The organism is Agrobacterium vitis (assembly GCF_037039395.1).
Classification (GTDB): domain Bacteria; phylum Pseudomonadota; class Alphaproteobacteria; order Rhizobiales; family Rhizobiaceae; genus Allorhizobium; species Allorhizobium vitis_E.
On sequence record NZ_CP146242.1, the window covers coordinates 2,073,389 to 2,099,695 of the forward strand.

Below are 26,307 nucleotides of genomic sequence, written 5' to 3' on the forward strand. Positions count from 1 at the left end.
CCGGCGGTGGCTGGATGTCAGTAGCCGCGTGGGCAATTGTCGACGTAGCGACGGCCGTAGCGGTCACGATAGTAGCACTGGCCCGGCTGCTCGTTGACGCGTCCGATGATGGCGCCCGCTACGCCACCTACGGCAGCACCAACTGCGGCACCGCGGACATTGCCAGTGGCGACGCCGCCGATGATGGCACCCGATGCGGCGCCAATGCCAGCGCCCTTTTCGGTTTCCGTGCAACCGGCGACTGCCAAGCCTGCCAGAATGAGTATAATTGCCTTTTTCATGTCCATCTCCGTATTGGATTTATCCGGATACCCAGGTCTCGCCGTTCGTTCTTTTCCTGGACAGATTTGGGTCTTCCGGCGCGTCCGCCCCTGCGCTGATATTTTGTTATGCAGCATTATTTGTCGTCTTTTGACGCATTTCCTGCCGATTGTTGTCCATTGCTGGCCAATTGCTGGAATCCCAACATTGCCAAAACATATAGCGAGAGCGCCGAATGTCCACCGTAAACGCTCTGTTTTTTAAGGTGTCTCTCAAAGAGATTGCCAGCATGAACGATTTTTTTCGCGACAGGCGACTTATGGCAATGATCACTGAGGATAGTCGCTCATATTCCGGTTGTGAATGCCGCTAATTTGCAATTGCCAACACAGCCGAAGACGATGGGTGGTAACCCATATTAAAGTTATTTTGTTTTAGTTTATTCTATAATAAATGTCTGCTGTGTTCAGGATCACTCTCGCTGTCAGCGTCTTCAAGCTTGACACAGATCAAGTCTGTTTGGATCCGTATCGGCTACTGAATGAACCTGCGGCCTGCGGCGATGGGAGAGATCGATCGTCGGCCAGCGATGGTGGCAGCGGTTATCGGACCCCGCATCAGCGCCGGTGCCTTTTGTCGCAGTTTAGAATCACTTTAAGGGGTTGACCGCTGCCCCGAACGATCTCAAAAGAGATCCAGGAAGATTGGAGCAGGCGCAATGGATTTTGAAGCGTTTTTCAAGAGCGAACTGGATGGCCTGCACGAAGAAGGCCGTTACCGGGTTTTTGCCGATCTTGAGCGCCAGCGCGGCAATTTTCCACGTGCCACCCGCTACACGGAAAACGGTCAGCATGACGTGACCGTCTGGTGTTCGAACGACTACCTGGGCATGGGCCAGAACGAACAGGTCGTCGAGGCGATGAAAAACGCCATCGATCACTGTGGCGCGGGTGCTGGAGGCACCCGCAATATTTCCGGCACCAATCACTATCATGTTCTGCTGGAGCAGGAACTGGCCGACTTGCATGGCAAGGAACAGGCGCTGATCTTCACGTCAGGCTATATTTCCAACTGGGCGACGCTTGGTACGCTCGGGCAGAAAATCCCCGGCCTGATCATCTTTTCCGATGCGCTGAACCATGCCTCGATGATCGAGGGCATCCGCTACGCTAAATGCGAACGGGTAATCTGGAAGCATAACGACGTCAAGGATCTGGAAGCCAAGCTGAAGGCCGCCGATCCCAAGGCGCCGAAGCTGATCGCCTTTGAGAGCGTCTATTCGATGGATGGCGATATCGCGCCGATCAGGGAAATCTGCGATCTGGCCGACCGCTACGGCGCCATGACCTATCTCGACGAAGTGCATGCGGTCGGCATGTATGGGCCGCGCGGCGGTGGCGTTGCCGAGCGCGAAGGCATCATGGACCGTCTGACGATCATCGAAGGCACGCTGGGCAAGGCTTTTGGGGTGATGGGCGGCTATATCACCGCTTCGACCGCCTTGTGCGATTTCGTCCGTTCGTTTGCGTCAGGTTTTATCTTCACCACGGCTTTGCCACCGTCGCTGGCTGCCGGTGCAGTTGCCTCGATCCGGCATTTGAAGTCCAGCCAGATCGAGCGTTTCGCTCATCAGGAACGGGTACGCCGGCTGCGGTCGCTTCTGGATGCGCGCGGTATTCCTCATATGCCCAATCCCAGCCATATTGTGCCGGTCCTGGTTGGGGATGCCGCCAAATGCAAATGGATCTCCGATATCCTGCTCGACAATTTCAATATCTATGTGCAGCCGATCAATTACCCGACGGTGCCGAAGAAAACCGAGCGCCTGCGCATTACCCCGACGCCGTTGCATAGCGATGCCGATGTCGATCATCTGGTCGGCGCCCTGCATCAGCTCTGGTCGAGGTGTGCGCTGGCGCGGGCTGTCGCCTGATTTTTCCATTTCACTCTTGCGCAGGTTGTGCGGGTCATGGTCACATGGCCCGCATTTTGTTTTAGGGGAGGGATAGAATGTCGATTGTCGAGCGGGTCAACCGCGTGCTGGAAGAGGCTGTATCAAGCGAGGCTCTGGTTGGGGCGGTGGTCATGGTGTTCAGGCACGGACAACCCCTGCTGCGGCGGGCCATTGGCTATGCGGATCGGGAAGCGCGTATTCCAGTGCGACTCGATACGATTTTTCGCTTCGCATCGGTCACAAAACCATTTGTCGCGGCCACGGCGCTCACTTTGATCGACAAGGGATTGCTAGGTCTTGACGATCTGGTGGCCGATCATCTCCCCTGGTTCCGGCCCAAGACGCCAGCCGGCACATTTGCCGCCATCACGGTGCGTCATCTGCTCACCCACACATCGGGTCTGACCTATGATCCGGCACTGCAAAGGCTGCCGCGGGAGCGGGCGATCAATCTCGGTCTTCTCGATACGGATCTGACGGTTGAGGAGAATTTCAGCCGCCATAATGCCATTCCGCTGGCTTTTGCCCCCGGGGAGCGCTGGGGCTATTCTATCGCCACGGATCTGCTGGGTGCAGTTGTTGCCAAGGTGCATGGCGAAAACAGCCTCTCGGAACAGACAGAGACCACGGAAGCCACAAGCGCTCCTCCGCTCCCCGGAAGCGTTCCGTTCGAACGGTTTTTTGGCTCCATCGAGAACAGATGCGTTCTGGAGGCTTCGGTGGTTGAGCATGTCTGCGCGCCCTTGCGGCTGGCGGATGCGCGGTTCCATGTCACGGATATGTCCCGATTGGCCGTACCCTACCGGGACGGCGAGACGCGGGCCGAGCGCATGGAAGACCAATGGCGGTCAACCGCTCTGTCGGGCGAAGGACCGGCTTTTTCCCCCTCGCGGATTTTCAATCCACGTGCCTTCCAGTCCGGTGGCGGGGGGATGGCCGGTACGGCGCTGGATGTGCTGACGCTGCTCGAAACCATTCGTACTGGTGGGGGTGGACTGATGTCACCCGAGCTTGCGCAAATGTGTCTCTCCAACCAGATCGGCGATCTCCCCATGGGGCTTGCCGGCAAGCGCTTCAGCTTTCTCGGTGCTGTCATCACCGATTCCGCCGCAGCGGCCACCGCCTTGCCGCCGGGCGCGGTGCAATGGGGTGGTGTCTATGGCAATACCTGGTTCATCGTTCCCGAGGCAGGTTTGACCGTGGTCAGCATGAGCAATACGGCATTGGAAGGCTGTGACGGCGCGTATGTCGAGCGCTTGCGTGCTGCGGTATGCGCGGCTGAATGGTCCTGAAGCCGCAATAGGCTCAAGAAAAATCAGGCGACCGATTTAAAGAGTTGCAACATTCTGGATTATTGCGTGCGGCCTTGGTTCAGGATGACCTCCTGGGCGCGGCGCCGTGCCTGCGCATCGGCAGCAAAGACATCGGCAATCAAGGTCGCCGGTGCCAAGCCCGATAGATGGTCCATGACATCCTCGACCACATCGGCCATGGCGAGAAAACCGATTTTTTCCTCGACAAAAGCCTCAAAGGCACATTCCTCGGCGGCGTTCAGCACGGCGCCCTGCAAGCCGCCGCGCTCAAGCGCTGTACGGGCGAGACGGATGGCTGGAAAGCGGTCCAGGTCCGGCGCTTCGAAATCCAGCCGCGCCAGCTTGGTGAAATCCAACCGGTCCACATCCAGCGCCGCGCGTTTCGGATAGCTCAGCGCATAGCCGATGGCGGTGCGCATATCCGGCACGCCAAGCTGGGCCAGTACCGAGCCGTCACTATAGCCCACCATCGAGTGAACGATCGACTGCGGATGGACGATAACCTCGATCTGGTCGGGCGTCAGATCGAACAAGTGCTTGGCCTCGATCATCTCCAGCGCCTTGTTGAACATTGAGGCGCTGCCGATCGACACCTTCAGGCCCATGGACCAATTCGGATGGGCGCGGGCGGTTTGTACACTGACATCGGCCATCTGCTGGCGGGTGAAGGTGCGAAACGGCCCGCCCGAGGCCGTCAGCACGATGCGCTCCAGCGTGTCGCGGTGGTTTTCGTCCAGGCATTGGAAAATCGCCGAATGCTCACTATCGACGGGGATAATCTTGCCGCCGCCCTTGCGCACCGTCTCGATGAACAATTCTCCTGCCGAAACAAGGCATTCCTTATTGGCCAGCGCGATATCGGCGCCGCGTGCGGCGGCGGTCAAGGTCGGCTGCAAACCGGCGGTGCCGACAATGGCGGCCATCACCCAGTCGGCCTCAAGGCATGCCGCTTCCTGCAACCCGCTGCTGCCAGCTGCAACATCGATGCCGCTACCCGACAACAGGTCTTTCAAGGCAATATATTGATTTTCATCCGAGGTAACTGCCAGCCTTGCGCCTGTCACCAGTGCCTGTTCCGCCAGAAGCGCGACATTGCCGTGCCCTGTCAGGGCCATGATGTCGAACCGATCGCGTCCGCCCATTTGGCTGATCACGTCAAGCGTGTTGGTTCCGATAGAGCCGGTCGACCCCAGAATTGTGAGGCGGCGGGGCTGGGACGTGGCGGTATTCATAGATATATCCGGCAATTGCACCTGTTCCCCATGCGTCTACAGGGGAATGGGCAGGGCGGCAAGCTTCAAGCCGATGGCGCGCCCTGGTGGACCGTGGAAGGCCCCCTTGAAGACTTCGGGCGATTTGCCATGGCACAGCCCGTCCCATCCCTCTCCTGACAAGGATATGGACCAGACATCTGGGCAATTTTTCGATTGAAAACGATAAATCCAGCAGTTTTCCGAGGTTGGACTGCTCTTCATGCGCGGGTTAAACGCATGGTATGTCAGAATGTCGGCTTTGTCGCGACCGCCAACTTGCCTCGCTCATTCAGCGATACAACCACTATCGTGCTTGCTGCAATCAGCGCAGCCCCTATTACTAGAACAATCATTGCCCACCTTTTCGACCTTCATGCCGCTTGGTGCCACATTAGCACAACTTAACCTTGCTCCAAGCTTGATTTCACGTTTAGACCTTCACAAATCGATTCAAATTTTAAGAATTTGACAGTAAAGTTGAGCAGCGAATAAACATTAACCTCCAATCAACGAATTAACCATAAAGATTGTAGGACACGGAGGAATGGGCGCGTTGCGCGTCCCACTCGGCATGATGCCAGTCCCACCGTACCGGTTTCGATCCGGTATCTCCAGTACAGAGCGGTTCTCCAGGTTATGCGGCGTATAGCGCATCCATGCGGACGATTTAACAGGTGATGGCGGTCAGTTCCTGGTTCGACAGGGCCGACCCCGCGGGGATTGGCAATTGGTTCAGCACGTTGAGGCAGAACGGACGGGTGGATCGCAGGCTGGCAGCTTGCGGGACCGGCTGAATTTTGCCGGACTGGACCAGGATGCCTGCAGTCTTTTGCGCCGCCACCGGGTCGGGCTGGAGCCTGAGGTGGAAACGGGTCTGCGCGCGTTTTTTCGCAAGCTGCAGACGGCACCCGATGCGGCCCGTCAGTTTACCGGCGAGAGGCAGATCGATCGCCTCCATGATCTCTATGTTTCACACTGGGAAGTAATGACCGACGCGCGTTTCGATGCGCTCTATGCCGAGCGCGTCAAGGTGCTCGCCGATAGCCAGAGCCGGATGGGGCTTGATCCCCGTTGGCAGATTGCCGGTCATGCCGTTGTTCTGGAGGGCCTGGTCAGTTCCGTCTTCGCCGATCTTGCCAATCGCGGTTTCATGCCGTCCTCGCGCAAGCGGGCAGCCGAATTGCAGGCGCTGGTCAGCGCGCTCATTCGCCTGGTCATGGTGGATGTGGAGATTGCCGTTTCCCTGCGCTTCAACGAATTGCGCCTCAAGCATCATCGCGACATGGCCGACCTGCGGCGCAAGGAGCGTGCAAGCGTCACGGATCTGTTCCAGGGCGCATTCACGGCGCTGTCGCATGGCGATCTGTCCAGCCGGTTGAACACAGATGTCCCGGAGGAATACCAGGATCTCGTGTCGAGTTTCAATGGCGCGATGGAGAGCATTTGCGCTGCGGTTTCCGTGATGGACGCCAGCCGCCGCACAGCGGAAGACGTCAGCGCCGCTCTTGGTGAGCAAGGGGCCGCGCTGGGTGTGCGGGCCGATGAAGCAGCGGCGGGCCTTGATGCGGCAAGCGCCAGCCTGCGGCAGGTGACCGAAACGGTCAGCCATAACGCGGCGCAGTCGAAACTTACCGAGCAGGCTGTCGAGATGACCGTCAAGGCGGTCGAAGCGAGCGGCGAGGTGGTTGGTAAGGCCATCGCCGCCATGGCGGATATCGAAACCTCCGCCGAGCAGATCGGCCATATTATCGGCTCCATCGATGAAATTGCCTTCCAGACCAATCTTCTGGCCTTGAATGCCGGGATCGAGGCGGCCCGTGCCGGTGATTCCGGTCGGGGCTTTGCCGTCGTTGCCCAGGAAGTGCGGGCTTTGGCCCAGCGTTCCGCCGACAGTGCGCGGGAAATCAAGGCGCTGGTTGCGGCCACCAAGCATCAGGTCGAAGCCGGGGTGGAGATGGTCAATCGCACCCAGGATGCGATTTCCAGCATCGTGACGCAGGTCGTCGATATCAATCGGTCGGTCTCGGTGATGGCTGGTGAGACGGCCAAGCAGGCCGCAGCCCTGGATAGCGTCGCTTGCGTCCTCGAAGCCCAGGGCGAAACATCGCGTGCAAGCGCGCAATTGTCACGCCAGGCAGCGGATGACAGTGCCGATCTGCATACGGTGATCGTCGAGCTTGGCAAGACCGTGCGGCAATTCACCATTGAGCGCTCGCACTATCGTGGCAGCCAGACCAATCCGTCGAGCGGTTACCCGGTGCCATCAGCGCAAGCGGCTGAGCTGCCGATGGCGGCTTTTTCCGAGGACTTCGGGGGGCATGATTTTTTAGTGCCGATTCGGGCAGGAGGCCTTTCGATGTGAGCGGTTTATTTACCTACCTCTTATACAACGGAGGAAGGTTCGGGATGAAACAGCTTTTCGTGCCGGAGAAGCGCTTAGGTTTTGAACTCTCATACCCTTATGGGGCGGTCGATAGAAACGGTAGGGAAACAGTCTATGGCGAGCAAGAAAGGCGCATCGGCGCAGCTTAAGCTGGCATCGGTGCTCGACTTGAATGAAGCGTCTCAGCTCAAGGACAAGCTTCTGTCCATGCGGGGAGGAGCAATTGAAATCGACGCATCCGGTGTCGAGCGGATGGGAGCACTTTGCGCCCAGGTGCTCGTCTCGGGCGCGAAAACCTGGGAAGAAGACCAGAAAACCTTCTCGATAAAGAAGGCGTCAGACGCTTTCACCAAAACCATACAGCTCTTGGGCTTGAACAACGATCAACTGATCGCGGAGATCCGGCAATGAAGAAAAAAGTATTAACCGTGGATGACTCTAGAACCATCCGCAACATGCTTCTCGTGACCCTCAACAATGCGGGTTTCGAGACCATCCAGGCCGAAGACGGCGTCGAAGGTCTTGAAGTGCTTGAAGAGTGCAATCCCGACGTGATCGTCACCGATATCAACATGCCGCGTCTTGACGGTTTTGGTTTTATCGAAGGCGTGCGCCGCAATGAAAAATACCGCGCCGTTCCGATCCTCGTTCTGACGACCGAAAGCGATGCTGAGAAGAAGAACCGTGCGCGCCAGGCCGGCGCTACCGGCTGGATCGTCAAGCCATTCGATCCGACGAAACTGATCGATGCGATTGAACGTGTAACCGCCTAACGGGGTCTTACTTCGATGGATATGAACGAAATCAAAGAGATCTTTTTCCAGGAATGCGAGGAACAGCTCGCGGAACTGGAATCCGGTCTTCTGAAAATGAACGATGGGGATCGTGACCCGGAGACGGTGAATGCTGTTTTCCGAGCTGTTCATTCCATCAAAGGAGGCGCAGGCGCGTTCGGTCTCGACGATCTCGTTGCCTTCGCTCACGTTTTTGAGACCACCCTTGATTGCGTTCGATCCAATAAGCTGGAACCGGGCATTGAAGTCATGAAGGTCATGCTCAAGTCGGCCGACGTGCTCGCCGACCTGACCAATGCGTCTCGTGACGGCGGCAGCGTCGATCCTTCGCGTTCAAGCGGCCTTGTCAAGGAACTGGAAGCGCTTGCCAAGGGTGAAATGCCTTCGTCATCCGCCACAGCTGCGCCACCTGCGCCAAAGGCGGCTGCCAAGCCTGCACCGGCACCAGCAGCGACGGATGATAGCGGTTTTGCACCCGTTCCATTCTCCTTTGACGATTTCGCCGACGAAGAGCCTCCCATTGTGTCTCCTCCGCTTGAAGTGAGCTTCAAGCCGCGCCGGGATCTCTACGCCAAGGGTAATGACGCCACGCTTTTGCTGCGTGATCTGTCGCGCATCGGCGAAGTCAGCCTGAACTGCAATGTAAGCGCCGTTCCGACGCTTGAATCCATGGATCCCGAGGAGGCTTACTTCTCCTGGAAAATCCTGGTGAAGAGCGAAAAAGGCGAAGAAGGCGTTCGGACTGTTTTCGAGTTTGCCGAATGGGATTGCGAACTGGAAATCAAGGAGCAGGAAGCGACTGTTGCTGAAGGAAGCGATGAGCTGCCGATGGTACCCGTGCCGTTCGATCTGTCCGCGCTGGACGACGATAGCGGCGCTGAAGAGGCCGACGACAGCTCAGCCGACTTGATCGCCGAGGCCGTGGAAGCCGCTGATACCGCAACCAAGGTGGTCAGTGCTGTCAGGGAGAAGAGAGAATCTCCAGCCGCTGCTGCCGCCGCTGCCGCTGCCGCCGCGCAAAACCAGTCTGCCGCTTCGGCTGCCGGGCAAACGATCCGCGTTGATCTCGATCGCGTCGACCGCCTGATCAACCTGGTGGGCGAGCTTGTCATCAACCAGGCCATGCTGTCGCAGAGCGTCATCGAAAATGACACCAACGGCACGTCGTCGATCAATATGGGCCTCGAAGAGCTGCAACAGCTCACCCGCGAGATCCAGGATTCGGTCATGGCGATCCGTGCTCAGCCGGTCAAGCCGGTGTTCCAGCGCATGTCGCGTATCGTGCGCGAAGTTGCCGATATGGTTGGTAAATCGATCCGTCTGGTCACCGAAGGTGAAAACACCGAAGTGGACAAGACGGTCATCGACAAGCTGGCCGAACCGCTGACCCATATGATCCGAAATGCCGTTGACCATGGTATCGAAACCCCCGAAAAGCGTACCGCCGCGGGCAAGAACCCGGAAGGCACGGTCAAGCTGACGGCAAAGCACCGGTCTGGCCGTATCGTGATCGAACTGGTCGACGATGGCGCCGGTATCAACCGCGAGCGGGTCCGTCAGAAGGCAATCGACAACGATATCATCGCTGCCGACGCCAATCTGTCCGACGAGGAAATCGACAATCTGATTTTCATGCCGGGCTTTTCCACGGCGGACAAGATTTCCGACATCTCCGGCCGCGGCGTTGGCATGGACGTGGTCAAGCGGTCCATCCAGGCATTGGGCGGACGCATTTCGATCAGTTCGCGCCCCGGTCAGGGCTCGACCTTCACCATGAGCTTGCCTCTGACACTGGCGGTTCTGGATGGCATGGTCGTTACCGTTGCTGGCCAGACGCTTGTCGTTCCTTTGACGGCCATCGTTGAAACCTTGCAGCCGGAAGCCCAGAATATCCATTCGTTCGGGGCCAACCAGCGGCTGATTTCGATCCGCAACAGCTTCTGCCCATTGGTGGATGTAGGTCGGATCCTGAATTTCCGCTCGGCCCAGGCCAACCCGATCGATGGTGTTGCTCTGCTGGTCGAATCGGAAGGTGGCGGTCAGCGCGCCTTGATGGTCGATGCCATCCAGGGTCAGCGCCAGGTGGTCATCAAGAGTCTCGAGGCCAACTATACTCATGTGCCCGGCATCGCTGCGGCAACCATTCTGGGCGATGGTCGCGTGGCTCTGATCCTGGATGTGGATGCTGTCGTTGCTGCCTCGCGCGGTCAGTCTCTCAAGCAGGAAATGTCGTTAGCCGTCGCAGGATAGTTCTATGTCGAATGCGGTCAAAAGTCTGGTTCAGGGAAATCGCGAGTTGATCGCGTTTCGTATCGGTGATCAGGAGTTTTGCGTCAACATCATGCAGGTGCGGGAAATCCGTGGATGGACCCCCGCAACGCCGTTGCCGCAGTCTCCTCATTACGTGATGGGCGTGATCAACCTGCGCGGCGCCGTCTTGCCGATCGTCGATCTGGCGATCCGGCTCGGGCTGAAGCGGACGGAGCCGACAGTCCGGCATGTGATTATCGTGGTCCAGACCAGGACCAAGGTCGTCGGCCTGCTGGTGGATGCCGTGTCCGACGTCCTGAGCGTGACGGATGAGACGATTCAACCGATGCCTGAGGTCTCCTCTGATCTCGAGCGTCAATATGCAAGAGGCATCCTCGCCATTGACAAACGGATGATCTGTTTGATTGAGCTGGCGGGCCTTTTCTCTGAAACTGAAAGCGAAGCGGCATGACATCGACCTTTTCTGCGCATAGCCGGCAATCGGACGACGAGATCATGGCCAGTGGCGAATACCCGTTGACCCGCCGCGATCTCAACGAAATTGCTGCGATGATCTATGCCGATGCCGGGATTGCGCTGAACGATTCCAAGGCTTCCCTTGTCTATTCAAGACTGTCGAAGCATATTCGCAATCTTGGATTGCGTGGATTTCGTGAATATTGCGCGCTTGTCTCTTCCCAGGAAGGGGCCGGGGCGCGACGTGAAATGTTGTCGCATCTGACAACGAATTTCACCCGGTTCTTTCGTGAGAACCATCACTTCGATCATTTGCGCACCGAGGTTCTGCCGGGCTTGATCAACCGCGCCAAGGCTGGCGGTCGCGTGCGGATCTGGTCTGCCGCGTGTTCCGATGGGCAGGAGCCCTATTCCATCGCCCTGACGGTCCTGTCCTTGATGCCGAATGCCGCCGATTACGATTTCAGGATATTGGCAACGGATATCGATCCGAAGATCCTGGCGCTGGCCCGGGCCGGAGCCTATGACGAAACGGCGCTGGAAACCGTGAGCCCGGCCATGCGCAAGCAATGGTTCCGCGATGTCGATGTCGGCGGGCGCCGGAAATTCCAGGTCGATGACCGGGTCAAGAAGCTGATCACCTTCAACGAGCTTAATCTGATGGCACAATGGCCAATCAAAGGACCGTTCGACGTGATCTTCTGCCGCAATGTGGTGATCTATTTCGATGAGCCGACCCAGGTGAAGATCTGGTCGCGGTTTGCCGGGCTGCTGCCGGAGGGCGGCCATCTTTATATCGGCCACTCCGAGCGGGTGTCGGGCGATCCTAAGAACCTGTTCGATAATATCGGTATCACCACCTACAAATATACCGGCAAGACCGGAGGGCGCAAAGTATGATAGCCGCCGCTCGCGTTCTCGTCGTCGATGACAGCCCGACCATGCGGGGGCTGATCACCGCCGTTCTCAATTCCGATCCGGAAGTCAGCGTCATTGGCCAGGCCAAGGATGCCATGGAGGCCCGCGCCGCCATCAAGCAACTGAACCCGGATGTGGTGACGCTCGATATTGAAATGCCAAACATGAACGGTTTGGAGTTTCTCGAAAAGATCATGCGGCTGCGGCCGATGCCTGTCATCATGGTCTCGACCATGACCCATCGCGGAGCTGAAGCGACGCTGGCTGCCTTGGAAATTGGCGCATTCGACTGCGTCGGCAAGCCGATGCCGGGTGAGGCCCGTCCCTTCGGCGATCTTGCCGAAAAGGTCAAGGCGGCGGCCCGCTCCCAGCGTCGGCAGATCATGCATGCGGCGCCGGTTGCCACGCCTGCTGCCGATTTCCGGGTGGGTCGCAAGATCGTGGCGATCGGTTCTTCGACAGGGGGTGTCGAAGCGCTGATTGCCGTGTTGCAGAAATTTCCGCCTAATTGCCCGCCGACGGTCATTACCCAACACATGCCGCCGACGTTTACCAAGAGTTTTGCGGAGCGGTTGAACCGGCTCTGCGCTCCCGTGGTGGAGGAAGCAACCGACGGTGCCAGATTGCAGATCGGCAAGATCTATCTGGCCCCTGGTGGAGAACGGCATCTGCAAGTGGTGAACGCATCCGCTCCCAGTTGCCGTTTGCTGGAAACGCCCCCGGTCAACGGGCATCGGCCATCGGTTGATGTTCTCTTTGATTCGGTGGCGGAATTGGCTGGACGCAATGCCGTTGGCGTCATACTGACAGGTATGGGGCGCGATGGAGCGTCTGGATTGCTCAAAATGCGAAGTGCAGGCGCACGGACCATTGGGCAGAACGAAAAGACCTGTGTGGTCTATGGTATGCCTCGCGTTGCCCATGAACTGGGTGCCGTCGAGCATCAATTGCCGCTTGGCTCAATCGGCGAAGAAATTCTCAAACTCACGGCCGCACGGAAAGAAGGTTATGAATAATGTCAATAGCTGAAAAAATTAAGGTCCTGATAGTGGACGACCAGGTGACCAGCCGATTACTTTTGAGCGACGCGCTGACTCAGCTGGGTTTCAAGCAGATCACGGCTGCCGGCGACGGTGAGCAAGGGATGAAGATCATGGCTCAACAGCCTCATCATCTGGTGATCTCCGACTTCAACATGCCGAAAATGGATGGTCTCGGCCTTCTGCAGGCGGTTCGAAGCAATCCGGCGACCAAGAAGGCGGCCTTCATCATTCTGACTGCCCAAGGCGACAGGGCGTTGGTGCAGAAAGCGGCCCAACTGGGTGCCAATAACGTACTCGCCAAGCCGTTTACCATCGAAAAGATGAAGGCGGCCATTGAAGCTGTTTTCGGAGCATTAAAATGAGTGACGAAGCTGCGGCTCGCAGGGTCCATATTATTCAAGGTGAATACAAGGTTGTCAGCGACCCGAATGTGGTGCTTTCAACTATCCTGGGTTCCTGCGTGGCTGCATGCATACGTGATCCCATTGCCGGTGTCGGCGGTATGAACCATTTCCTCCTGCCGGGCTCTGCCAATCCCGGCATGGGAGGCGGGGATGCCACGCGCTATGGCGTCCATCTGATGGAATTGCTGATCAACGGCCTCTTGAAGAAGGGGGCTCGGCGCGATCGTCTGGAAGCCAAGATTTTCGGGGGCGCCAAGACGATTGCGACGTTCTCGAATGTCGGCGAACAGAATGCCGCCTTTGCTGCGCAGTTTCTGAAAGACGAAGGTATCAAGGTGGTTGGCTCTTCCACGGGCGGCGAGCATGGCCGCAAGCTGGAATTCTGGCCGATCAGCGGTCGTGCCCGCCAGTATCCTCTGACAGGGGCGGAAACGCAAAAGACCGTGGCCATGGAACAGCGGCCGGTCAAAGTGCAAAAGCCGGTGGAAAGCTCGATCGAGTTTTTTTAACGGTTCGGTTCTTTCACGGGCAATCCATATTGATGAAAGTTGCGTAACGATTTTTAAGGACAATCTAAGGTATGTGATGCGGCTGGCGGCACGATGTATTCGAGCAAGGCTGGCATGAAATGGATGACCATCCGAACACTGTTTGCGGTTTCGGGTGAACGGAACGGACAACCCCTCGCTCGTTTATACAAGCTCAGGGCGGGACTGAATAAAAAGCATAAATGGAGCGTACCGCGCGGCTTTTGTCTGTGGTGTGTTCCGGGAGAACAGAACTGCGAAGCCTGAGTCAGTATTGGAGGCCACGAGCGTGCAAGAATCACTACCTGAAATTCTGATGCGTGTTGTGACGGAACTTCACGACGTTGCCTATCTGATCGAGCGGGTCGAGCCGCAATTGCTGGAGCTTGGTGGATCAAAGGCGTTGGAATCGGCTGAAACGCTCAAGGTCTTGCAAGGTATCGATCTCGCCGTGCAGAAATCGCGCGGATTGGCCGAATTTATCGATACCATTACGGCTGATGTTTCCGACGACTGGAAAGTGGACATGACGACGGCGCTCAGCCTCGTCAAGCTGGCCGAAATGCAGAAGGCATTGGGCGATGGCCTGCGTCATGGTCATTCGCAGCCGCTCAGCAAAGCTGCGGGCGATTTCGATTTCTTCTGATCTCTGCCAGCCCGGAGAGAGCAGTTTCAGCAAAAATGCGAGGCGGTTTGTGCCCGCAAAGGTGTAAAAATAAACAGAAAGACTTTTTGTAATTCCGTAAATCCATATAGAAAAGTGTTCCGATCGCTCCTTCGTGGGGCGATCTTCGTTTTGGGACATCCGTTTCCGCACATCGGGCTTGGTTTGCAGGCTTCAGGAAACGCTCGCACAAGCTTCGCGTCCTAGGGTGACACTAGGCCAAAAGCCGTAACCTCATGTTTGACGGTGCGAGACAGAATGAATCTGTTCAATCAACTACTCCAGGTCTTCAAGAACCTTTCGTCCTTGGGACCTACAAAACTATGGACCCTTGCGGGTGTTGGCGTCGTTTCGGTGGCGCTGGTTATCGGTGCGGCGTTTTTTATCAATAAGCCCGCCTTTGAGACCCTTTATGTCGGCCTCGAAGCGACGGACGTCAATCAAATCAGTATTGCCCTGGCTGAAGCGGGCGTCGGTTTTCAGACTGGCGCCGATGGCAAGAGCATTCAGGTCCAGGCCGGCATGACCGGCAAGGCCCGTTTGTTGCTGGCCGAACGCGGCCTGCCCAATAGCACCAATGCCGGCTACGAACTGTTCGATAATGTCGGCTCCCTGGGTCTGACATCCTTCATGCAGGAAGTGACCCGGGTGCGCGCCCTCGAGGGCGAAATAGCCAGGACGATCCAGCAGATCAACGGTATTGCGGCAGCACGCGTGCATATCGTCATGCCGGATGTCGGGAATTTCCGCCGCGGCGCGCAAAAGCCAACGGCTTCGGTGATGATCAGAGCCGGTTCCGATGCCGGTCGCAAATCCGCAGCTTCGATCCGCCATCTGGTGGCGTCGGCTGTGCCGGGTCTTGAAGTCGATGATGTCACCATTCTGGATTCGACCGGCCAGTTGCTGGCATCGGGCGATGAGACGGGCGGCACTGCAAACCGGAATCTCGGCGTTGCCCAGTCGGTTCAGCAGGAAATCGAATCGAATATCGACAAGGCGCTCGCACCTTTCCTCGGTATGGACAATTTCCGCTCCAGCGTCACAGCGCAGTTGAATACCGACCAGCAGCAGATACAGGAAACGGTTTACGATCCCGAATCCAAGGTCGAACGCTCGACCCGCACCACCAAGGAAGCGCAGAAGTCGCAGCAGCGGCAATCCGATACCGCAGCGACCGTGGAGCAGAATATTCCGCAGGCAGCGCCGCAAGCGGGTGGTGCCGGTCCTGAATCGTCCGACCAGCAGGACAAGAAGGAAGAGCAGACCAACTACGAAATCAACAGCAAGACGATTGCCACCGTCAAGAATGGCTATACGCTGGACAAGCTTTCCGTGGCCGTTGTGGTCAACAAGCAGCGTATCGCCACCATGGTCGGCGAGCCGGTCGATCAGGCCAAGATCGATGCCTATCTGGCGGAAATGCAAAAGATCGTCAAATCGGCTGCTGGGCTCGATGACAAGCGCGGCGACGTGGTGACACTGACGGCGATGGACTTCCTGGAGAATCAGTTGCTGAGCGAGGCTCCAACCGGTCCCGGTGTCATGGAAATCCTCAGCCGCAACATGGCGGGTATCATCAACTCGCTTGCCTTCCTCGCCGTTGCCTTCCTTGTTGTCTGGATGGGCATTCGTCCGATGGTACGCTCGATGGGCGGCGGTGGAACTGCGGCGCTTGAGGGTGGCAGCGACGCTGTTGCCGGACTGGAACTGCCCGACTTCTCTCCGGGTCTCGATGCCGGTGCCGGTGGCGGCCTGATGGATGGCTTTGGTTCCGACTTCGGCTTCGATAGCGCCGATGATGTCCTTGCCCTCGACAATGATCCGAATGGCGGCTTCAATCGTCGCGTCAAGGAAGGCCCAGAACGGCGTCTGGCGCGTATGGTGGAAATCTCGGAAGAGCGTGCTGCCAAGATCCTGCGCAAATGGGCAGTCGAAAACGCAGCCTGATCCTTCAATCATGAGCAATAACAGTGCTGCGCCAGCGAAAGTCGGCGCAGCATTTTTGTATGGTGCGGATAAGCCACACCTTCCGTGCTAATCCCCGTAGCGTTTAGAACTTATTTACATACAATAACGACATGGTGATTCGGCATGTTTCGAATGACGCGCCTAACCACGGAATGGGCGGCTTCTGTGGCAAAGCATATAGAGAGGTGGCCGTTTCTATCCCTTGAAAGGGGAGCTTTATGAGTGTCGAACTCCTTGAGCCTGGGGGCTATCAAGGGATCCGTAGCCAGAAGACGGCGAACAGGCCTGAGGGCCCTAGACTGCGTGATGCGATGATCCGGCAGCTTTCCTCTGCTGCGTCCGCCGGAAAGCTTCGGGTCGCCATGCATATCCTGACGGATTATGCAGGAGCCTCGCACTATCTCCTGGCGCGATACGACCTTATTCAGGAACATGGGCTGGATTTCGTGGTGACGGCGGACTGGCCGTTCGATCTGGCCCGGGGGGTTGCCACAGAATTGTCGGCTGCCTGTTCGCGGGCCACTGAGCTTGAAAAATGCCTGGGCCTGCTGCAAGCAAAATTCGTACTCCTGCCTGACGACCTGGAACTGCCCTTAGGGGCCAGCCGTCAATATTGCTCTGTTATGTTCAATGTCGGGCGTACGCGGCTGGCGCTGGTCATGCTTCTTCCAGACGGATTCGTAATCTCGCCGGACCGGTTGCGGGATGTGGGTTTGTTGGCGGCCTATTGCGTCAGCCTGTCGACGGGACGGTCACAGAAAGCGGATCGCGACTTCGAGCTGACAGAACGCGAATTGGAATGCCTGTTTTGGATTGCCGAAGGCAAGACAAGCGATGAAATTGCCACGATTCTTGGTATTTCCCGCAATACTATCAATAATTACATCACCAGTGTGATGCGCAAGACCGCTACGAAAACTCGCTCTGAAGCGATTGCCTACGCGGTTCGCAACAATCTGGTCTAAACGCCGACGGCCCTTCAAGGTGACGGTTGGCATTCTACTTCAGGATATCTCAAGTCTTTGATGTCTTGAGACATCCAAAACCACTTCAAGGCGGGGATGCATTCGCATCTTCAAGCGTTGGTATGAAAGGCAGCCATGGCGTTCAATGCAGACATGTCGAGCGGCAGGACAGGATCGGCAGCAGATCTGAAAGCCCGGCTGGCTGCGAACCGGGGGGATATTTTTCCCCGGCTGATTGCCATGCAGAAGGCGATCAACGCCCGCAGCTTTGCTGTGTTCCGGGTGGCGGGTTCAGGCTTGCCCCGCAAACGCATGTTGCAATGCGAATGTGAGAGTTGGGCAGCCAGCGGCATGGTCGGCAGCTATAGCGATGCATTTGTGTCCTGCTATGGCGAACTTTTGCTGAGTCATATCGACGATTTGCTGCTGCCTTTGATGTGGAATGCCAAGGACAACGCCACATTCTGTATCAGCAGTGAGTTTGGCGCTTTCGTATCGCGTCTGCCAGCTGGCAATCTGCCGTTTTCGGGTGTTGCTTTTCCGGTCCGGCTGGGCGCTGTCGGCAATGGCTATGTCATTTTCGCATTGAACGGATCTGAGGATCTCGACAGCGATGTGATGATCGACATGCATAATCGCAGCTGCAAGCTGATGATGGATATTCTGTCACTGAGCGAGCGAAAAGTAGCGCCGTCCGAGGCATTGAGCGACCGGGAAATCGCCTGCCTGCAATTGGCGGGCGATGGGCGGATCAGCGAAGAAATTGCCGAAAATCTCGGCCTTTCGGTCCATACCGTCAATGCCTATCTGGGATCGGCGACGATCAAGCTCGATTCGGTCAACCGTATCCAGGCAATCGCCAAGGCTATCAGGCTCGGCTACATCAACTGAGTTTCCAAATAAATTACCCGGTCTGGCGGAAAGTCCGGAACCGGTTTCGCGAAACGCGCTACCGATGCGCGATCATTCGGGCTGTTTGGCTTCCAGGAGCCATTCGCGCCAGATGGCCACAAGGATCGCCATCAGCACCGGGCCGACGAACAGGCCGAGCATGCCCATGGTCTTGACGCCGCCGATCAGGCCGAAAAATGTTGGCAGGAAGGGGAGTTTGATCGGTCCGCCCACCAGTCTCGGCCGCAATGTCTTGTCGACAATGAAAAGCTCCACGGTTCCCCAGGCAAGCAATCCGACCCCTGCAATGGTCGAGCCACTGGCAACCAGATAGATCGAGACCAGGGTGAAGGACAGCGGCGCGCCACCGGGAATCAGCGCCATGAAGCCGGTGATGATGCCGAGCGTGACAGGGGAAGGAACGCCTGCGATCCAATAGGCGAGGCCAAGCGCGATGCCTTCGCCGACCGCAATGATCGTCATGCCGGTCACCGTGGAACTGATGGTCAGCGGAACCAGCCGCGACACTCGTTCCCAGCGCCCGGGCAGGATGCGCTCGCCAACAATATCCACCTGCGCGACAATCCGCTCCCCATCGCGATAGACGAAGAACAGCGCGATCAGCATGAAGAGCAAGGTGAGAAAGCTGTGGAAAGCCGAGGAGCCGACCACCAGCAGGCCACGGTAAATCGTGCCGATATTGGCGCCGCTGATCAGTTGCACCAATTCGCCAAGCGCACCGGGATGGCCGACATATTGATCCCAATGCTCGGAAAGCCAGGAACCGGCCAGGGGAACCTGGATTAACCACTGTGGTACCGGCGCGCCCACTTCATTGGCCCGCAAGGCCCAGACGCCCCAGCTTTTCACCTCATCGACGGCATAGATACCAGCCAGCGAGATGGGAACGACAATGAAGGAGACCACAAGAATAATGGCAATCGTCGCACCAATCGTCCTGTTGCCACGGGCGAGGCCCAGGATGCGCCGATAGATCGGCCAGCTTGCAAAGCCGATCACCATGGCGGCCAGCAACGGCACGATGAAACCGTAGAAGAAATAGGCGCTGGCCATCAAAACGGCCAGCAGGAGCCAGCGCGCCGCCGAGGTTGGGGCAACCAGCGCATAGCGCTCCGCGGCAGCACGACGTACAGGAACGGCGGGGGGTGTCACGACACTATCGTTTTTCGCAGTTCTCACGGTCACCTGTACACTCCGAAGTCCAAAAGCCTCTCTGAAGCATGATAACTTCAGCATGAGCCGACGCGCGTCCGCGCTCCGTCGATCGATAGTAGTTCCTAATTCCAAAAAGCTTGTGAAAATATGGCGGCCGCACTGCAAATTATCGTTTATTTTGCTTTTGGCTTAAAAATGGTGATCCCGACGCGATTCGAACGCGTGACCCTCAGATTAGGAATCTGATGCTCTATCCTGCTGAGCTACGGAACCACTGTTTACCTCCATACAAAAAGCCGCTGATGAAGCCAAGCTTTTTCCTGATCAGATGGGTCAATCCGCCAGCCGTTGTTCGGTAAGCCTGACCCAGTAGGAAATGCCGTAGGCGATGGCCTCGTCGTTGAAATCATAGGCCGGGTTGTGAAGGCCTGCCGTATTGCCATTGCCAATCATGATATAGGCGCCGGGCCTGGCCTTCAGCATGAAGGCGAAATCTTCGCCTGCCATGGAGGGGTCGACGTCGGTGTTAACATTGCCTTCGCCAACGATATCGATGGCGGCGCGGGCGGCATTGTCGGTTTCGTCAGGATGATTGGCTGTGACCGGGCAGGGGCGCTCATAGATTACCTCTGCTTCCGCCCCATGGGCGCTGGCGATGCCAGCGACGATTTCGCGAATCCGGCGCTCTGCCATGTCCTGCGTCTCATCGTCGTGGGTGCGCACCGTGCCGGTCAGTTCGGCCTGCTCGGGAATGATGTTGTGGGTCGTTCCCGCCTGAAAGCGGGTGACGGAGACGACGACCGAGCGCACCGGATTGGCGCTACGCGCTGCGATCAATTGCAGATTGGTGACGATCTGGGCGCCGATGGCAATCGGGTCGATGGCACGGTGCGGTTCGGCAGCGTGGCCGCCACGGCCCTTGATGGTGATGAAGAATTTGTCCGGAGCGGCCATGATCCCGCCCTTGCGGATCGCGAAGGTGCCGACCGGCATGCCGGGCATGTTGTGCATGCCATAGACTTCGGCAATGTCGAAGCGCTCCATCAGGCCGTCTTCCACCATGGCAAGCGCGCCTGCGCCGCCCTCTTCGGCGGGCTGGAAAATCACGGCGACGGAGCCGTTGAAATTGCGGTTCTCGGCCAGATATTTCGCAGCACCCAGCAGCATGGCGGTATGGCCATCATGGCCGCAGGCATGCATGCGGCCATCGGTTTTCGAGGCCCAGGGCTTGCCGGTGATTTCCTGCAGAGGCAGCGCATCCATGTCGGCGCGAAGGCCGATCACCCGGCTGCCATCGCCGCGTCCCTTGATCAGGCCGACGACGCCGGTGCGTCCTAAACCCGTCACCACCTCATCGACGCCGAATTCCGTCAGTTTTTCCGCGACAAAGGCAGCCGTCTCATGGACGTCATACAGAATTTCCGGATTCTGGTGCAGATGATGGCGCCATTGCCGGACATCGGCTTCCAGTTCTGCGGCGCGGTTCAAGATTGGCATCGGTTTTCCTGATCACATGCGTTTGAACCGGGCGGGTCCAGCTCATTTATCACTCGGTTGCAATTGACGTTGCTGATGGGCTTTGCCATTGGTTCGACATATAGGACATATGGTTGCCCGATGCGAGAGACATTCAGGGTGGCCTGTCCAGTTTCCGGAAGGAGAAGTCATTGTCCGTGCTGCCTCGCCAGATCCGGCGCGCATTTGTTGCCGTTGCCTTGTTCGCCGCCATGCTGCCATCTACGGTCGCCGCCAATCCCGTGCTGGTGGTGGATGTCAACTCCCTGACGGTGTTGGAGCATCAGGATAGTTTCAAGAAATGGTATCCGGCCTCGCTGACCAAGCTGATGACGGCCTATACGACCTTCAGGGCGCTGAGAGCAGGCGAAGTGCGCCTGGATAGCGTGGTGACGCTGAGTGCCTTTGCAGCGTCGCAAGCGCCAAGCAAAATGTTCTTCAAGCCCGGTTCGAAAATGACGTTGGACGATGCCCTGAAGATGATGCTGGTGAAATCCGCCAATGACATCGCCATGGCCGTGGCTGAAAATGTCGGCGGCAGCCAGGCGGCGTTCGTTGCCCGGATGAATGCCGAGGCAGCCCGGCTCGGCATGACATCCAGCCATTTCGTCAATCCGAATGGATTGCCCGCTCCCGGCCAATATTCCACGGCCCGCGATCTTGCGGTGCTGGCCGTGACCATTCGCCGCGAATTTCCTGAATATGCCGGCTATTTCAAGATCGAAGCCATTGATACCGGCAAGAAGATCTATCCCAATGTGAATATGCTGGTCGGCCGTTTCGATGGGGTGGATGGTATGAAGACCGGGTATATCTGTGCGTCCGGTTTCAATCAGATCACCTCTGCGACCCGCAATGGCCGTACGCTGATAACTGTGGTGATGGGCGCCGACAGCCTGGCGGCACGCGCCGATATTTCCGCCAATCTGCTCCAGAAATATTTCGATCGACCCAATGCGCAGGGATCGCGCCTTTCGGCGCTGGGGCCTGACAGCGTTGACGGTTTGAACGCGGTGAATGACGTGTCCGCTGAAATGTGCTCCACTGAGGCACGCAAACGGCGCAGCGAAACCCGTGATGAGACCGGCCGGATGAAGCTGCAATCGCCCTATATCCACGAAATGGCCGCACCGCCGGTGCCAGTCTTTGCTGGCCTCATCCCCGGCAGCGAGCCGCCGGATCCGCCACCGGCTGCCAAGCAGCAGCAGATGGGCGAGGTTCCGCGCCCCACGCCGCGCCCGCAAATGTAATGTGGAGAGCCATTGAATGTGGCACTCCGTGTTTTCTTTCTAATATATCAAGCCTTTGATGCATTTTGACATTGGAAATTCTTTCAGGGCGGGGATGTCTGAGCATCTTCGAGCCTTGGTATAAGAAGAGGTCATGACCATGGTTGCCCTTGCCGATCGCATTCCTGTTTCCATCCTGACCGGCTTTCTCGGTGCTGGAAAATCCACGCTGCTGAACCGGCTGCTGAAGGATCCCGCCATGCGCGACGCCGCGGTGATCATCAATGAATTCGGTGAAGTGGGGATCGATCACCTTCTGGTCGAAGCCTCCAGCGATTCCATCGTCCAGCTTTCGGATGGCTGCCTGTGCTGCACGGTGCGCGGTGAATTGATCGATACGCTGGCCGAACTGGTCGATGCCTTGCAGACCGGGCGGATCAAGTCTCTGTCGCGGGTGGTGATCGAAACCACCGGATTGGCTGATCCCGCGCCGGTGATGCAGTCGGTGATGGGACATCCTGTCCTGTCGCAGTCTTTTCAGCTGGAAGGACTAATCACCGTGATTGATGCCGTTAATGGCGAGAGAGTGCTGGACAGTTACAGCGAAGCTGTCCGGCAGGTGGCGGTGGCCGACAGGCTGGTGATGACCAAGGCGAGCCTCGCTGATGACGGTGCCGTCGCAAGGTTGAAAAGCCGGATTGCCGGGCTTAACCCTCGGGCTGTTGTTGTCGACGCGGAAACATCGGCTGCTGGCGAAGCGGTCATCCTCAACAATGGTCTTTATGATCCGGCGACAAAAATGCCTGACGTGGCGCGGTGGTTGCAGGAAGAGCAGCAAGCGGGTGATCATCGTCACCACGACCACGACTACGACCACGACCACGACCATCATTCCCACCATCACCATGACGATGTCACACGTCACGGTGCCACCATCCGCTCCTTCTCCATCCTGCATGACGATCTGGTCGATCCGGCGGCGCTTCATATGTTCATCGACCTGCTGCGGTCGGCTCATGGCGAAAAAATGCTGCGGATGAAGGCGGTGGTCGGGCTTAAAGACGATCCGGAGCGGCCTGTCGTCATTCATGGTGTGCAATCGATCTTTCATCCGCCACATCGGCTGGCAGCATGGCCAGATCCCTCCGACCGCCGGAGCCGGCTGGTGATGATTACCGATGGGCTGGACGAGGCCTATGTGCGGGATCTGTTCGACGCCTTCACGGGTAAAGTGGCGATCGATCGGCCGGATCGGAAGGCTCTGGAAGACAATCCCCTGGCAGTGCCGGGCATGACCTTCTGATCGGCAGTTATCTCGGACGCTGTTTTATCGGCTGGGCATCTGATCCGGTTTGCTGATCACAAAGCGGTGACCGGTCGCGGATCTCTCGCTGGACAGCAGGATATATCCGTCTTCCCGGCAGAAATGCGGGATATCGATGATCGCCAGCGGATCGGTGGTTTCGACAATGAGCCGGCTACCGACCGCCATTCCAGACAGACGTTTTCGCGATTTCAGCACGGGAAGCGGGCATTTCAGCCCTTTGAGATCCAGAATGTCTTCGGGCTCCGGGGTCAACTCCGGGGTCAACGGGCGGCCCAGAATTTCCAGAAGGGTTTTGCCGCTGGCTCAGAGGCTGCATCCATAGCCACCATGCTGGACTGCGGCGGCGGCGGCGCGACCGGGTTCGGCGCGGGAACCGGGCCGGTGGCCGGGAGGGCGACAGTTGCCGTCTGGGTCGGGTCGATGGTGGGCTGAGCACCAGAACTCATAGGACCAGGACCGGCAGCACCGGAACTCGAAGTGCCAGAGTTCACTGTGCTTGCCGTCTGCGGATCGCTTGGCTCGCCATAGCGACCGGTCTTGGCGGAATTGCCCAGCGATGCGAACAGCGGGGCGGCTGTCGCTGCGGTTTTCCGTGGGCTGATGACCGGATTGGCCGGGTCGGCGACCTCGGACAATTTCAACAGTTTGCCAGCCTTCAACGCCGAGCCTGTCGGAGCATAGGCCAGGTCGCGGCCTTTCTTCAGGTCGGCAACCAAAGCCTTGCGTTCGGCTTCGCTTGGATCGTACCAGACCTTGTCCTCATATTTCTTCATGGCCTTGGCATAGTCGCGGCTATAGGCGGAATTATAGGAGGCAAGCGCCGCAGACAATTGCGGTGGCGTGCTCATCGGTGGGCAGGCACCAGCGGCATTCAGGCTTTTGCCTGCTTCGACCTGCTGGTTGAAGACATATTTCTTGTCGCAAACCCCAACCTGCGGCGGTTGTTTGGTGACTTCAAACTGGTCATAGCCAGCCTTCAGCATCTGCCAGAAGGGCATGTGGGTGCTGTAGCGATGCCGGGCCATGTTTTCTGCGGTCATGCGGAACGGAAAGGCTTGCAATTGCACGGTCTGCTGGCCGCCGCGAAAAGCATCGCGCGCAAAGGCATAGATTTCCAGGATCTGGGCATCCGTCATCGAATAGCAGCCGGATGACGAGCAGGCCCCATGGATCATCAGATTGGTGCCGCTGCGATTGTTGACGGCATCGTATTTGTTGGGAAAGCCGGTATTGATCGCCAGGTAATATTTTGAATAGGGATTGAGATTGGCGGGTGTCAGGGCATAGAAACCCTCCGGCGCCTGCCGGTCGCCTTCCTTCTCTTTCGGTCCCAGTTTCCCGGACCACGCACAGATCTGGTAATCGGCGATTTTCTCGAAACGGCCGTCAGTCTTGGCCTTCCAGATTTCCAGAACGCCTTCTTCCTTGAAAATCCGGATGGCAATCGGCGAATTGCGCTCCATGCCCTTGGCCTTCATGGCGCTCAGAATTTCAGGGGGGAGCGGTTGCTCTACCTTGTTGGACACATTGTCCGGCATCTTCTTTTCACTGACGCTATCCAAGGTGTCGTTGCACCCTGCCAGAAGCAGAGTGGTGGCGATCAGCAGGGCGGCGTTTGAAATGCGCATTGTCGAGCTCAACTGGGTCTCATTGGGGCGAAGGCATTATGTCAGAACAAGGATGCGTGAGCATGTCCTGGTCATGGGACTAAGAAGCACTGATCATCCAGGCGGGACCATATCAAGTCGGAGCCTGTCGATCCAGTCTCGATCCTTGCCCGAATATGGTTTCTAAAGTGTGAATGACTGCCGATTGCCTATGGTGGACACTTCCTGCCTTGCCTGAAACGAAGGTTGGAGTATCCAAAAAGCTTAGAGCGACAGCCCTTGGTTATGACTGTCGCTCTAAGACCTAATTGAAACATTTATGCGGCACATCACCCGCTATATTCTACGGTCATGAAAGGTGCAGCGTTCTCGGCGGTTTACAGGTTGCGGCCGATATCGAGGAATTTCTGGCGCCGCGCCGCGCGCAGTTCCGCGCCGCTTTGGCCAGACATATCCTTCAGTGCCGCCGCGATGGTTTCCCCGGTGCGGTCGATAACCGTTTCGGGATTGCGATGGGCGCCGCCAACCGGCTCGGGAATGATGTCGTCGATAATGCCGAAACCCTTCAGGTCTTCCGCGGTGATCTTCATGTTGGTGGCGGCTTCCTTGGCGCGGGTGCTGTCGCGCCATAGAATCGAGGCCGCACCCTCAGGCGAAATCACCGAATAGATGGCATGTTGCAGCATGTAGACGCGGTTGCCGGTGGCAATAGCGATGGCGCCGCCGGAGCCGCCTTCGCCGATGACGACGGAGATCAAAGGGGCTTTCAGGTTAAGGCACATTTCCGTCGAGCGGGCGATGGCTTCGGCCTGGCCGCGCTCTTCAGCGCCGACGCCCGGATAGGCGCCAGCGGTATCGACCAGCGAAATCACCGGCAGACCGAAACGGTCGGCCATTTCCATGACGCGGATCGCCTTGCGATATCCTTCAGGCCGGGGACTGCCGAAATTGTGCTTCAGACGCGATTTGGTGTCGCTGCCTTTTTCCTGGCCGATAATCGCCACCGGCACACCCCGGAAACGGGCGAGGCCCGCCTGGATGGCTGCGTCCTCGGCAAACTTGCGGTCGCCAGCCAGCGGCGTGAAATCGGTAAACAGGCGCGAGGCGTAATCGACGAAATGCGGACGCTGCGGATGGCGGGCGACCTGGGTTTTCTGCCAGGCATTCAGCTTGGAATAAATCTCTTCCATGGCTTCGCGCACGCGGACTTCCAGACGACCGATCTCTTCCGAGGTGTCGATGCTTTCATCCTCGCTCTTCAGCTTCTTCAACTCGTGAATCTTGCCTTCGAGGTCGGAAATAGGCTTTTCGAAATCGAGATAGTTGATCATCAGGTCCGTTCCGATCCGTTACTCTATCCTGCTTTACGATGTTGGCTGAGCGGCGGC

At 57.7% G+C, this 26,307-nt stretch carries 24 protein-coding genes and 1 tRNA gene; 17 read left to right on the top strand and 8 right to left on the bottom strand.

The window, feature by feature from the left end; genetic code table 11:
- Window positions 1-17: 17 nt before the first annotated feature.
- Window positions 18-281, bottom strand: a complete 264-nt coding sequence (locus V6582_RS12255; RefSeq protein ID WP_015917366.1) for a glycine zipper domain-containing protein — start codon at window positions 279-281, stop codon at window positions 18-20.
- A 698-nt stretch (window positions 282-979) separates the two neighbouring features.
- On the opposite strand from V6582_RS12255, the gene hemA reads away from it, so the two are divergent.
- Both hemA and V6582_RS12265 read left to right on the top strand, forming a co-directional pair.
- Complete coding sequence (hemA, locus tag V6582_RS12260; protein ID WP_070164335.1) at window positions 980-2,194, top strand: 5-aminolevulinate synthase; 1,215 nt, start codon at window positions 980-982, stop codon at window positions 2,192-2,194.
- A gap of 77 nt (window positions 2,195-2,271) precedes the next feature.
- The gene (locus V6582_RS12265) at window positions 2,272-3,507 is read left to right on the top strand and encodes a serine hydrolase domain-containing protein (RefSeq protein ID WP_156632495.1); all 1,236 of its coding nucleotides are present in this window, start codon (window positions 2,272-2,274) and stop codon (window positions 3,505-3,507) included.
- 59 nt (window positions 3,508-3,566) lie between these two features.
- Here the strand turns inward: V6582_RS12265 and dxr are convergent, their stop codons facing one another.
- The gene (gene dxr / locus V6582_RS12270; protein WP_156632496.1) at window positions 3,567-4,760 is read right to left on the bottom strand and encodes a 1-deoxy-D-xylulose-5-phosphate reductoisomerase; all 1,194 of its coding nucleotides are present in this window, start codon (window positions 4,758-4,760) and stop codon (window positions 3,567-3,569) included.
- A 748-nt stretch (window positions 4,761-5,508) separates the two neighbouring features.
- On the opposite strand from dxr, the gene V6582_RS12275 reads away from it, so the two are divergent.
- From V6582_RS12275 to visR, 13 genes are all read left to right on the top strand, one after another.
- Window positions 5,509-7,143 carry a globin-coupled sensor protein gene (locus tag V6582_RS12275; RefSeq protein WP_234889724.1) on the top strand — a complete coding sequence of 545 codons (1,635 nt, stop codon included), beginning with the start codon at window positions 5,509-5,511 and terminating at the stop codon, window positions 7,141-7,143.
- A gap of 135 nt (window positions 7,144-7,278) precedes the next feature.
- Window positions 7,279-7,575, top strand: a complete 297-nt coding sequence (locus tag V6582_RS12280; RefSeq protein ID WP_041698243.1) for an STAS domain-containing protein — start codon at window positions 7,279-7,281, stop codon at window positions 7,573-7,575.
- A complete protein-coding gene (gene cheY1 / locus V6582_RS12285; protein WP_006726298.1) occupies window positions 7,572-7,937 on the top strand; it encodes a chemotaxis response regulator CheY1 in 366 nt (121 codons plus the stop codon). Before V6582_RS12280 ends, cheY1 begins: the two co-directional genes overlap by 4 nt.
- A 15-nt stretch (window positions 7,938-7,952) precedes the next feature.
- Window positions 7,953-10,208, top strand: coding sequence for a chemotaxis protein CheA (locus V6582_RS12290; RefSeq protein WP_156632498.1), 2,256 nt, complete (start codon window positions 7,953-7,955; stop codon window positions 10,206-10,208).
- A gap of 4 nt (window positions 10,209-10,212) precedes the next feature.
- Window positions 10,213-10,680 (top strand): chemotaxis protein CheW, encoded by a 468-nt coding sequence (locus V6582_RS12295; RefSeq protein WP_156632499.1) that lies wholly within the window; start codon window positions 10,213-10,215, stop codon window positions 10,678-10,680.
- Window positions 10,677-11,585 carry a protein-glutamate O-methyltransferase CheR gene (gene cheR, locus V6582_RS12300; RefSeq protein ID WP_060718645.1) on the top strand — a complete coding sequence of 303 codons (909 nt, stop codon included), beginning with the start codon at window positions 10,677-10,679 and terminating at the stop codon, window positions 11,583-11,585. The genes V6582_RS12295 and cheR overlap by 4 nt, the downstream gene beginning before the upstream one ends.
- On the top strand, window positions 11,582-12,619 hold the full coding sequence (gene cheB, locus V6582_RS12305; protein WP_070152969.1) for a protein-glutamate O-methylesterase CheB: 1,038 nt from the start codon (window positions 11,582-11,584) through the stop codon (window positions 12,617-12,619). Before cheR ends, cheB begins: the two co-directional genes overlap by 4 nt.
- Window positions 12,619-13,008: a response regulator gene (locus tag V6582_RS12310; protein WP_027486928.1), complete on the top strand. Its 390-nt coding sequence runs from the start codon at window positions 12,619-12,621 to the stop codon at window positions 13,006-13,008. The genes cheB and V6582_RS12310 overlap by 1 nt, the downstream gene beginning before the upstream one ends.
- Window positions 13,005-13,559, top strand: coding sequence for a chemoreceptor glutamine deamidase CheD (gene cheD, locus V6582_RS12315; protein WP_015917355.1), 555 nt, complete (start codon window positions 13,005-13,007; stop codon window positions 13,557-13,559). The genes V6582_RS12310 and cheD overlap by 4 nt, the downstream gene beginning before the upstream one ends.
- A 292-nt stretch (window positions 13,560-13,851) precedes the next feature.
- A complete protein-coding gene (cheT, locus tag V6582_RS12320) occupies window positions 13,852-14,223 on the top strand; it encodes a chemotaxis protein CheT (RefSeq protein ID WP_413463581.1) in 372 nt (123 codons plus the stop codon).
- A 276-nt stretch (window positions 14,224-14,499) separates the two neighbouring features.
- Window positions 14,500-16,188, top strand: a complete 1,689-nt coding sequence (gene fliF, locus V6582_RS12325) for a flagellar basal-body MS-ring/collar protein FliF (RefSeq protein WP_070152972.1) — start codon at window positions 14,500-14,502, stop codon at window positions 16,186-16,188.
- Between the two features lie 239 nt (window positions 16,189-16,427).
- Entirely contained in the window at window positions 16,428-17,174 is a 747-nt protein-coding gene (visN, locus tag V6582_RS12330) for a transcriptional regulator VisN (RefSeq protein WP_060718642.1), read from the top strand.
- Window positions 17,175-17,309: 135 nt separating this feature from the next.
- On the top strand, window positions 17,310-18,065 hold the full coding sequence (visR, locus tag V6582_RS12335; protein WP_156632500.1) for a transcriptional regulator VisR: 756 nt from the start codon (window positions 17,310-17,312) through the stop codon (window positions 18,063-18,065).
- Between the two features lie 72 nt (window positions 18,066-18,137).
- Here the strand turns inward: visR and V6582_RS12340 are convergent, their stop codons facing one another.
- From V6582_RS12340 to V6582_RS12350, 3 genes are all read right to left on the bottom strand, one after another.
- Window positions 18,138-19,238 carry an AI-2E family transporter gene (locus V6582_RS12340; protein ID WP_337739303.1) on the bottom strand — a complete coding sequence of 367 codons (1,101 nt, stop codon included), beginning with the start codon at window positions 19,236-19,238 and terminating at the stop codon, window positions 18,138-18,140.
- A gap of 199 nt (window positions 19,239-19,437) precedes the next feature.
- A tRNA-Arg gene (locus V6582_RS12345) sits at window positions 19,438-19,514 on the bottom strand.
- A gap of 60 nt (window positions 19,515-19,574) precedes the next feature.
- Window positions 19,575-20,738 carry a M20 aminoacylase family protein gene (locus V6582_RS12350; protein ID WP_156632501.1) on the bottom strand — a complete coding sequence of 388 codons (1,164 nt, stop codon included), beginning with the start codon at window positions 20,736-20,738 and terminating at the stop codon, window positions 19,575-19,577.
- A 230-nt stretch (window positions 20,739-20,968) separates the two neighbouring features.
- On the opposite strand from V6582_RS12350, the gene V6582_RS12355 reads away from it, so the two are divergent.
- Window positions 20,969-22,006, top strand: coding sequence for a D-alanyl-D-alanine carboxypeptidase family protein (locus V6582_RS12355; RefSeq protein ID WP_156632561.1), 1,038 nt, complete (start codon window positions 20,969-20,971; stop codon window positions 22,004-22,006).
- A 139-nt stretch (window positions 22,007-22,145) separates the two neighbouring features.
- A complete protein-coding gene (locus tag V6582_RS12360; RefSeq protein WP_197434412.1) occupies window positions 22,146-23,288 on the top strand; it encodes a CobW family GTP-binding protein in 1,143 nt (380 codons plus the stop codon).
- 24 nt (window positions 23,289-23,312) lie between these two features.
- Here V6582_RS12360 and V6582_RS12365 read toward each other — a convergent pair whose 3' ends face one another.
- From V6582_RS12365 to V6582_RS12375, 3 genes are all read right to left on the bottom strand, one after another.
- Window positions 23,313-23,576 (bottom strand): sulfurtransferase TusA family protein, encoded by a 264-nt coding sequence (locus V6582_RS12365; protein ID WP_234889725.1) that lies wholly within the window; start codon window positions 23,574-23,576, stop codon window positions 23,313-23,315.
- The gene (locus V6582_RS12370) at window positions 23,573-24,940 is read right to left on the bottom strand and encodes a L,D-transpeptidase family protein (RefSeq protein WP_156632504.1); all 1,368 of its coding nucleotides are present in this window, start codon (window positions 24,938-24,940) and stop codon (window positions 23,573-23,575) included. The genes V6582_RS12365 and V6582_RS12370 overlap by 4 nt, the downstream gene beginning before the upstream one ends.
- A gap of 356 nt (window positions 24,941-25,296) precedes the next feature.
- Window positions 25,297-26,250, bottom strand: coding sequence for an acetyl-CoA carboxylase carboxyltransferase subunit alpha (locus V6582_RS12375; protein WP_071202925.1), 954 nt, complete (start codon window positions 26,248-26,250; stop codon window positions 25,297-25,299).
- Window positions 26,251-26,307: the final 57 nt, after the last annotated feature.

Bases quoted from the DNA above. Each gene is read 5' to 3' on its own strand.
- V6582_RS12255 (WP_015917366.1), bottom strand. From the start codon at position 281: ATGAAAAAGGCAATTATACTCATTCTGGCAGGCTTGGCAGTCGCCGGT.
- hemA (WP_070164335.1), top strand. From the start codon at position 980: ATGGATTTTGAAGCGTTTTTCAAGAGCGAACTGGATGGCCTGCACGAA.
- V6582_RS12265 (WP_156632495.1), top strand. From the start codon at position 2,272: ATGTCGATTGTCGAGCGGGTCAACCGCGTGCTGGAAGAGGCTGTATCA.
- dxr (WP_156632496.1), bottom strand. From the start codon at position 4,760: ATGAATACCGCCACGTCCCAGCCCCGCCGCCTCACAATTCTGGGGTCG.
- V6582_RS12280 (WP_041698243.1), top strand. From the start codon at position 7,279: ATGGCGAGCAAGAAAGGCGCATCGGCGCAGCTTAAGCTGGCATCGGTG.
- cheY1 (WP_006726298.1), top strand. From the start codon at position 7,572: ATGAAGAAAAAAGTATTAACCGTGGATGACTCTAGAACCATCCGCAAC.
- V6582_RS12290 (WP_156632498.1), top strand. From the start codon at position 7,953: ATGGATATGAACGAAATCAAAGAGATCTTTTTCCAGGAATGCGAGGAA.
- V6582_RS12295 (WP_156632499.1), top strand. From the start codon at position 10,213: ATGTCGAATGCGGTCAAAAGTCTGGTTCAGGGAAATCGCGAGTTGATC.
- cheR (WP_060718645.1), top strand. From the start codon at position 10,677: ATGACATCGACCTTTTCTGCGCATAGCCGGCAATCGGACGACGAGATC.
- cheB (WP_070152969.1), top strand. From the start codon at position 11,582: ATGATAGCCGCCGCTCGCGTTCTCGTCGTCGATGACAGCCCGACCATG.
- V6582_RS12310 (WP_027486928.1), top strand. From the start codon at position 12,619: ATGTCAATAGCTGAAAAAATTAAGGTCCTGATAGTGGACGACCAGGTG.
- cheD (WP_015917355.1), top strand. From the start codon at position 13,005: ATGAGTGACGAAGCTGCGGCTCGCAGGGTCCATATTATTCAAGGTGAA.
- fliF (WP_070152972.1), top strand. From the start codon at position 14,500: ATGAATCTGTTCAATCAACTACTCCAGGTCTTCAAGAACCTTTCGTCC.
- visN (WP_060718642.1), top strand. From the start codon at position 16,428: ATGAGTGTCGAACTCCTTGAGCCTGGGGGCTATCAAGGGATCCGTAGC.
- visR (WP_156632500.1), top strand. From the start codon at position 17,310: ATGGCGTTCAATGCAGACATGTCGAGCGGCAGGACAGGATCGGCAGCA.
- V6582_RS12350 (WP_156632501.1), bottom strand. From the start codon at position 20,738: ATGCCAATCTTGAACCGCGCCGCAGAACTGGAAGCCGATGTCCGGCAA.
- V6582_RS12355 (WP_156632561.1), top strand. From the start codon at position 20,969: ATGCTGCCATCTACGGTCGCCGCCAATCCCGTGCTGGTGGTGGATGTC.
- V6582_RS12360 (WP_197434412.1), top strand. From the start codon at position 22,146: ATGGTTGCCCTTGCCGATCGCATTCCTGTTTCCATCCTGACCGGCTTT.
- V6582_RS12370 (WP_156632504.1), bottom strand. From the start codon at position 24,940: ATGCGCATTTCAAACGCCGCCCTGCTGATCGCCACCACTCTGCTTCTG.
- V6582_RS12375 (WP_071202925.1), bottom strand. From the start codon at position 26,250: ATGATCAACTATCTCGATTTCGAAAAGCCTATTTCCGACCTCGAAGGC.